Consider the following 7,214-nt stretch of genomic DNA (forward strand, 5'->3'; position numbering starts at 1 on the left):
ACATCCTTGTTAATCCAAAGAGATCATAGGAGAAATAAATTCATATGAATGAAACAGATTTTACTGGAATCAGAAAACTACAAGATTCAGATTTCGAAGAATTCGTTAGGTTAATGACCCATGCTTACCCAGCAATGATACCTGAACAATTTACCTCAGAGTCAAAACAAAGGTGGATAGAGAGAATGAAATACCAAAATAATGAAGTTCAAGAAATCAATTATTATGGTTACTTCATTAATGGGAATATGAAGGGAGGGATGATTTTCTATGATTATATTATGAATGTTTGGGGGCAAAAAATTAATGTAGGAGGAATAGGACAAGTCTGTGTCGATCTTTTAAGAAAAAAGGAAAATATTGCAAAAAAAATGATGCAATATTTTCATTCCCATTATTATGAACGAGGATATCCTTTAACTATTCTTTATCCTTTCTTTAGTGGATTTTATAAAAAAATGGGTTATGGAATTGGGGGAAAGTACAACCAATACCGATTCAAACCAATTTCAGTAACAAAATCAATTAAAAAGAATTTAAAATTTCTTGATAGCTCTGATACTCCAAATTTGCTTCAATTTTTTAATTCCAATGTTGATAGAATGCACGGAATGATTTACAGGAGTGAAAATACTATTAAAAGGCTAATAAATTCGTATAATGTTATTGCATATCTAAACGGGAATGAAATTCAAGGTTATCTTGCATTTCAGTTTAATAAATTGGTTAAAGATAATTTCTTACTTCATGATCTAGTCATAGACGAATTTTTTTACTCCTCTAAGGAAGCTTTTCAGGAATTATTGACATTCTTACACTCTCAAAATGATCAAGTAGAACATATTATCTACAACACACAAGATAATGAATTCCACCATTTATTAGCAGATCCTAGAAATGGAGGAAACCATCTGTTTCTAACAGCTCAGGAATGTAACCTTCAGGGAGTAGGAATTATGTACCGTATTTTAAACGTAGAAAAATTTCTTTCTTCCTTAAAAAATAAATTTCTCAATACATCTAGTCAGTTAACAGTTAGTTTCAAATTAACTGACTCCTTTCTGACCAAAAATGAAAAAGCATACCACCTGAAAATTGAAAAAGGATTTTTAGAAGTTTTGGATGAAGGGGCAGAAACAGATGTTCAAATTCAAATTGACATTGCTGATTTTTCTTCATTATTAATGGGTGTGGTTAGTTTTAATACTCTTTATTATTCTGAATTAGCTAAAATTTCTAATCCTAAATATGTTGACATTCTTGATAATATATTCAAAAATGGAGTTAGTCCAGTAACAATTGAACAATTTTGACATATAAAAACGAGTAAGAAATAAAAAAGGGGTGTTGTTGAAGTGGAGGTTCCACTCTTTATTAAGAAAAATCTAATGATTTTCTAGGCTTAGTGGATAACAGGGAATCCTTTATCTTACAGATTGAGTTTTGTTCTATACTTTAGTCGCTGCGAGTCTGATATCGTCCTCTTTAACCGTTTTTCTGCCAGAATGATTTGCTATATCTACAGCATATTTAGCTATTTTTGAACCTCTATCAGTAATGGCTGCATTCAATGCAGCGATAGCATCAGCTGAAACGCGAAACGCTCCTGCGTCACGTATTAATTTTTCAACCCTAGCTCCCGCAAATCCAGATTTTTCACCACTAGCTTTTTTTGCGGGTGCTTTCTTAGGTGTTTCTGCTTTTGTGGTAACTTTCTTCTTTGCCATTCTTGATCACTTATTTCTATCATCTTACAATACATTATTACTATTACATCATTGATGCAATAATAATTCAGCTTAAACAGCTTTACCCTTTATAAAAGTTTGGAATTTTTGGCTCATTACTATTGGAATGCTAAAGCTTCAAACGTCATTATTCATAGACCTCATATAGATATCTTATCAATCCTTAATGTAGTACATTATCTTATTCATAAAGATCAATGATCCCTTTTTTTAAGTTTGAATTTACTGGACAATTTGACACATTATGATTTTTTTTCAAACATAAAAAATTAAAAAAATATGAAAAAAACACATATAATATTAAATCGTTTAATTAAAATTCTTAAAATTATTCGTGTTGATCATAACTGACAAATACGCTTTAGGAAAATATTTATTCATTCCATTTATCTTCCGAGAGGCCAATAAATGTCTCAGAATTTGAAATTATTAGAAAAAGAATTGCAAAAAATTAACCGTCAACTCGAGGAGGTCTCAGGACCTAAAGCACGTCAGAAATTAATAAATCGGAAACAAGCAATTAAAGATGAAATAAAAAAAATCAAGAAACGCCAATAAAAAGAGATTTTTAACATCATAAAAGGGCAAATGCTATCATTTAATTTAAAGAGAATGGTTACATGATTACATTAGCAAGCATATTAATCCCCATCATATTTGCTATTACTCTCTTACTTTTAATTTTTGAGCGTACTCATAAAACACTAGCTGCAATGTTTGGAGCTGGTCTTTCACTATTATTAGCAATTTCTCCAGGAAGTGGGGTGGATGGTAATGCAATCATTCCTGATATTGAGCACTTGCTTGAAATAGTTGAAATAGATTTATTATTAATAATTATTGGTATCACTCTGATGGTTGCAGTGGCCAGAAATACTGGTATATTCGATTATATAGCCATTGTTATCCTGAAAAAAAGCGGAAGTAATCCATATACCCTGTTGATTGCATTATCTCTTTTAACTATGATATTCTCAGCATTTCTTGATGCTTATATGGCTATATTATTAGTTGGATCAGTAACTTTAGTGGGTTGTGAAGCATTAGAAATAAATCCAAAACCTTATATTATTGCTGAAGCCATTTTTGGTAATTTAGGAGGGACTATGACGAGAATAGCTTCCCCTCCAAACCTTATAATTGGAGGTCATTTTGATATTGATTTCATCACCTTTTTATTATTAACTGCACCATTTGTTTTAATTTCAAGCATTATTACTTTATTCCTATGGAGTCATCTTTTTAGAAAAGAATTTGCTAAGGGAATTTCTAAATCAAATTATAAAGAAGTCTTATTAATCGATGAAAATGCTGTGATCCGTGATCCCCGTGGATTTAAAATAGCAGCTTTTATTCTAATCATCACTATTATTGGATTTGCTATCTCCTCTTTCTTACCGTTATACTTAGAGCTGGGGTATATTGCCATGGCAGGGGGTTTTTTAATGGTAGGTTTAGTCGGAGAGGATGTTGAACACGCACTAGAAAAAGTAGAATGGCCTATTGTATTTTTTCTTATTGGCCTTTTAATTATTGTTGGTATTGCTGAAAAGCTTGAATTATTAGAATTGCTTGCTACACCAATAGAATTTTTAATAGAAATAAATCAATTAGGTGGAATTATTGGCTTATCATGGATAAATGCACTGGCCTCTGCAGTATTAGATAATGTGCCTGTTGCTTCAATTATGACATCAATAATGGATACTCTAATAAAACATAATCAGGAATTATCATTTAATTCATTACTAGTAGCTGTTGTCATTGGTACAAACTTAGGAGGAAATATAACTCCTATAGGATCAGCTTCAACAGTACAGGCTATAACAATACTTAAACGATCTGAAAATCCTGAAGAAAGAGTATCATTCTTGGAATTTATGAAATTAGGTTCGTTTGTTACTTTTTTTCAACTTCTTCTTGGTTCAATTTATATTTTATTATTTTGGTTGTTAAAAATTTAATAGAGGATTAAATAATGGAAGATTTTGATAGCGCGTTGGATCGTTTTAAAAAGGTTTTTGATCATACAAGACTCCTTGCCCAGCCGAAGATAAATAATATTCTAATTGTTCTAGATGAGACTGAAGATCGGGAAGATTTTATTTTTGATTTTGTTCAAAGGTTAAATGACCGTTTAACGGGGAAAGTAAGCTTTATGTTTCTTTTAGCAGTTCGGAGTTATTTCATGGAGGCTGAAAAAGCCAATATTAAGGTCAAAACTCTTTCTGAGTTATTAGAGCGAGTTAAAACACGATTTCTAGGTGATGCTGATCTATTTGATGTTATATTCTTTCCAGATCAAGAAAAAACACCTTATGAACGTATCTCAGAAATTATTGAAAGGAGAAAAGTAGAATTAGTAATTATTCCCGTACCTTTCACATCAGGTTTTGTTGAGGAAGAGAAGCAAAGTAAATCGAGTCTAGGTGTAACAATTGACAAAGTTATTGAAAATGTTTTACTTAATCAGAATATCCCAATATTATTTGTTCGTAAAGATTTTGGAGAATCATTAAAACATATCAGTATTCTGGTACGAGAAACCACTTTTAGACAAGACATACTTGGATGGATTATTACTTTAAGTGATGAAAATGCTATGCTTGATGTATATGCAGCTGAATTACCAAAAAAGGAATTATCAAAATTAAATCTATTGATAGAAATCATACTAGAAAATCTTAAAGAGTTGTCTAGACCAATCAATATTGAAATAAAGCCTGGAGAGTACTCTTTGAATTATTTTTGCTCCCAGGAAATTGTTGAGGCTAATTCCCTAATTATGTTTCAATTATTGAGAGAATCACAAGAAGACTCAAAATCGATAATTTCAGCTCTTTGTAACCAAGTAAACAATACACTGATATTACCTCAAGAAAAAAATCCAAAATAAGATTATAAATTTTAAATCAAAAAACTGATGCTTCACATGGATCCAAATATATTATCAAAAAGAGTTAAGATCATTAAATTGTTAGTTAGCGAGAAAGATATTGCAGGAATGAATATTCTAAACTTTCTTTCGAAGGATCTCCAATTAAAAACAGAGATTATTAAAGAAGTGTCAATTTTTGCAGATTCTGAGATTAAATCATTAGAATTAAACACCCAAAGCTCAATAATCTTTTTGTCACGTCACTCAGCGAAAAGCTTACGTCCAAGTCTTACTGTTCACCCAATAGGTAATTTTTCTAAAGCAGAATTTGGTGGAAAGGATTCTACACTCGTTAGTTGTGATAGTTATCTCCTAAAACTACTATTTTTAAAGATTAATCAACTAATACATACTAATGAATATAACATATCTTACCAATATGAGAATAGTCTAGAGGTGACTCATCATGGTCCTTTCACCTCCCATTCTGTGGCATACATTGAGGTTGGTTCCTCCGAAGATCAATGGAACGATTTAGAAGCATGTCGTCTTATTGCAGATGTTATCAATCAATCTAACTTTAATGAACTTCAATCTGTTAACTGGACTTCATGTATTGGATTTGGTGGAAATCATTATTCAACCAAATTCACCAAGCAGATGTTAAATTCTGAATATGCATTTGGTCATATTTGTGCAAAGTATGCGATTCCATTCTTAAATAAAGAATTGGTTCAACAAATGATCCAAAAAACTTGGCCAACACCTCAAATTGCTATTTTTGATAAGAAGAGTATAAAAAGGAAACAAGAAATAAGAGCATGGCTACAGGACTTTAATATTGATATAATACAGGTTTAAAAATAATTTTGTGTTGTTTAATTACCATTAAATGAAGTTAGATTTAATTTAGAACTAATGATTTTTGATTAATTAAGACAACATATAATATCATAATTTCAAATCATATCTTAAGAGCAGATTGTAGAATTACAATTTAATCTAATTAGTAATCACTAAAATTTAGATCTAAATTTAAATTTATTTGAAGAATTTAAACTGTGAAACAAATTAAAGTCAAAAATTTGGTAAAAATTGGATTTGAATAAACCAATGTCACGAAAAGAGCAATATATCAATGATGAAGAAACTGAATCAGTTGATTTCATTCGTAAAATCGTTATCGAGGATCTAGAACGCAATAAAAACGAGGGAAGAGTTCACACCCGATTCCCCCCCGAACCAAATGGTTGGTTGCACATCGGGCATGCAAAGGCAATTCATTTAAATCACTCTATTGCTAAAGAATTTAATGGATTATTCAACCTTCGTTATGATGATACTGATCCTGAAAAAGAAAGCTCTGAATACGTAAACGCCATTCAGACTGATGTTAAATGGTTAGGGGCTGATTGGGAAGACAGACTCTATTTTGCTTCTAATTATTTTGAAAACCTATACGAATTTGCAGTAGAGTTAATTCGAGCAGGAAAAGCCTATGTTTGTGATTTGAGCGCTGAAGAAATTAAAAAACAAAGAGGTACATTAACTGAACCAGGAATTGAAAGTCCTTATCGAAATCGTTCAATTGAAGAAAATCTTAATCTCTTTAAACGTATGAAAGATGGGGAATTTGAGGATGGAACAAGAGTATTAAGAGCAAAAATTTCAATGAACTCCCCTAATGTATTAATGCGTGATCCAGTGATGTATCGTATAAAGAGGGTACCCCATTATCGAAGAGGAACTGATTGGATTATATATCCAACATATGACTGGACACATGGACAATCAGATGCTATTGAATGTATTACACACTCTCTTTGTTCTCTTGAATTTGAAAATCATAGACCTTTATATGATTGGTATATTGACCAATTAGTTGAATTAGGATTAATAAAATGCAGACCCCATCAAATTGAATTTTCCAGATTAAATATGACCTATACAGTTATGAGTAAAAGAAAATTATTACAATTGGTTGATAATAATCATGTGAATGGTTGGGATGATCCTAGAATGCCTACTATTGCTGGTTTAAGGAGAAGAGGGTTCCCTGCATCCGCCATAAGAAAATTTCTTGATCGTGTTGGTATAACTAAGCGATTAAACTTTGTTGATGTTGGTCTATTAGAGGCAGTTGTAAGAGAGGAGTTGGATAAAGAAACACCTCGAGTTATGGCAGTTCTTGATCCATTAAAAGTAATAATTGATAATTATCCAGTAGATCAAGAAGAATTCTTTGATGCTCCCAATCATCCCAAAGATGAGGCAATGGGAACACGAAAACTCCCATTCTCAAGAGAAATTCTGATTGAACGATCAGATTTTATGGAACATCCTTCTAAAAAGTTTTACCGTTTAAGCCCTAATAATGAGGTTCGCCTAAGATACGCTTATTATATTACATGCAATTCTATTGTTAAGGATAAAAATACTGGAAAAATAAAAGCACTACATTGTACTTACGACCCAAAAACTAGAGGAGGAGATTCTCCTGATGGACGGAAAGTAAGATCTACACTTCATTGGGTTTCTGATCCTCATGCAATTTCAGTAGAAATAAGATTGTACGATAGGCTCTTCAC

At 31.5% G+C, this 7,214-nt stretch carries 7 protein-coding genes; 6 read left to right on the forward strand and 1 reads right to left on the reverse strand.

Going from position 1 to position 7,214, the window contains the following annotated elements; genetic code table 11:
- The first annotated feature begins 44 nt into the window (after positions 1-44).
- Positions 45-1,313, forward strand: a complete 1,269-nt coding sequence (locus tag ACWVCY_RS10485) for a GNAT family N-acetyltransferase (RefSeq protein ID WP_455142772.1) — start codon at positions 45-47, stop codon at positions 1,311-1,313.
- A 135-nt stretch (positions 1,314-1,448) separates the two neighbouring features.
- Here ACWVCY_RS10485 and ACWVCY_RS10490 read toward each other — a convergent pair whose 3' ends face one another.
- Positions 1,449-1,727, reverse strand: a complete 279-nt coding sequence (locus tag ACWVCY_RS10490; RefSeq protein WP_455142773.1) for a histone — start codon at positions 1,725-1,727, stop codon at positions 1,449-1,451.
- A 429-nt stretch (positions 1,728-2,156) separates the two neighbouring features.
- On the opposite strand from ACWVCY_RS10490, the gene ACWVCY_RS10495 reads away from it, so the two are divergent.
- From ACWVCY_RS10495 to ACWVCY_RS10515, 5 genes are all read left to right on the forward strand, one after another.
- Positions 2,157-2,306 carry a hypothetical protein gene (locus ACWVCY_RS10495; protein WP_455142774.1) on the forward strand — a complete coding sequence of 50 codons (150 nt, stop codon included), beginning with the start codon at positions 2,157-2,159 and terminating at the stop codon, positions 2,304-2,306.
- 62 nt (positions 2,307-2,368) lie between these two features.
- Positions 2,369-3,712: an SLC13 family permease gene (locus ACWVCY_RS10500; protein WP_455142775.1), complete on the forward strand. Its 1,344-nt coding sequence runs from the start codon at positions 2,369-2,371 to the stop codon at positions 3,710-3,712.
- 14 nt (positions 3,713-3,726) lie between these two features.
- Positions 3,727-4,644 carry a hypothetical protein gene (locus ACWVCY_RS10505; protein WP_455142776.1) on the forward strand — a complete coding sequence of 306 codons (918 nt, stop codon included), beginning with the start codon at positions 3,727-3,729 and terminating at the stop codon, positions 4,642-4,644.
- A gap of 36 nt (positions 4,645-4,680) precedes the next feature.
- The gene (locus ACWVCY_RS10510) at positions 4,681-5,487 is read left to right on the forward strand and encodes a D-aminoacyl-tRNA deacylase (protein WP_455142777.1); all 807 of its coding nucleotides are present in this window, start codon (positions 4,681-4,683) and stop codon (positions 5,485-5,487) included.
- A gap of 252 nt (positions 5,488-5,739) precedes the next feature.
- On the forward strand, positions 5,740-7,214 hold a 1,475-nt coding region (locus ACWVCY_RS10515), incomplete at its 3' end, for a glutamine--tRNA ligase/YqeY domain fusion protein (protein ID WP_455142778.1).

The organism is Candidatus Hodarchaeum mangrovi, from assembly GCF_975850365.1.